Below are 1,282 nucleotides of genomic sequence, written 5' to 3' on the forward strand. Positions count from 1 at the left end.
ACGATCGATCAACAAACGCGCCAAACGCGTGGATTCGGCGTCGAGTTCCGCGTAGGTGAGTTGTCCGCGTGAGCTGACCGCGTCGGCGAACACGACCGCGGTACCGGTCGGATTCGCCTCGACGGCGGTTGCCATCAGTTGCGGAAGGGTAGTGACTCTAGGTCGCCGGGTGCGTGTGGGCCGCACCCGCGCGGGCCGCGTCACGCGAGCCCCGCTTCGTCCCTGGTCCCCCATCCCTGAGCCGGCAGACTATTCCCCGACAAGCGAAACATGAAAACTCTGCACATCCTGCCTGTAAGAACACGTCCATGACACATTTCCAGCGGACACCCTGATACTCCAAACCAACCAGCTGTGTCCATGGTCACACAACTGGCGGCTCGTGTCCGGCCGCGAATCAATTCACTCGCTACCGAGCAGCTCGGCGAACTCGACGATAGCGGCCACATCGGCCCACGGCCCCGCCGGTACGGCGCCGACACCATTGTCCAGCACCACAGCGTGCAAATCTTCCAGGGCCGTCGGGTCGAGGGCGTCCAGCCCGGTCCGATCGGTCACCAGATGGGTTACCCACTCGTCGGCCAGCGACTCCGTCAGCGCGCCGTCCGCGCCGACCAGCACCACCGACGCGCCCACCGATCCCGCGGCGACCACCTCGATCAGCGCGGCGGGCGACTGCGGACTGCCGTGCTGGAAGGTGCGCGATTCGAAGGTCAGCTCGGTGCGGGCGCGCAGCCGTCCGGCCGCCGTGGCCAAGTCGTCGTAGCTGAGCACTTGCGCGCCGACGAACGCCGGGTCGGTGCCGCGCAGCGCCCGGGTGCGGTGTGCGTAGGTGACCAGGCGGGGTGATTCGGCGGCGATCTCGGCGATGACGGCGGGGTCGTCGAGGGCGAGCCAGTCGAGGGTGCCGGTGGGTGGATCACCGAGGGTGAGGCCGACTTTGGTTTGGAGGTCGTCGGGCAGTGCGGTGTCGAGGGTGTCGACGGGGACGACGGCGGCGCCTGTTTTGAGGACGGCCCAGGTCGCGATGACCGCTTCCATGCCGCGATCCAAGCGCATTCCGACACCCGCGCCGGGACCGCAGCCCCGCGCGATGAGCACCCGCGCCAAACGCGAAGAGCGGGCGTCGAGATCTTGGTACGACAGCGCGTTCTCACCGGCGACCACGGCGGGCCCCTCCGGGTCGTCCTCGACCGCCGCCGCCAGCGCCTGGGTCAGCGCCGTGCCCGCGGTAGCCGTGGGCGGTTCGACGCTCACCGACTCCGCCGCGGCCGCCATCCGC

The 1,282-nt window shown here is 69.0% G+C and carries 1 protein-coding gene; it reads right to left on the reverse strand.

The features are described from left to right. Positions 1-402: 402 nt before the first annotated feature. Positions 403-1,282 (reverse strand): AMP-binding protein (locus ACL03I_RS39320; RefSeq protein WP_412808643.1); only part of this gene is annotated, 880 nt, incomplete at its 5' end.

The organism is Nocardia sichangensis, from assembly GCF_047200615.1.
Classification (GTDB): domain Bacteria; phylum Actinomycetota; class Actinomycetes; order Mycobacteriales; family Mycobacteriaceae; genus Nocardia; species Nocardia sichangensis.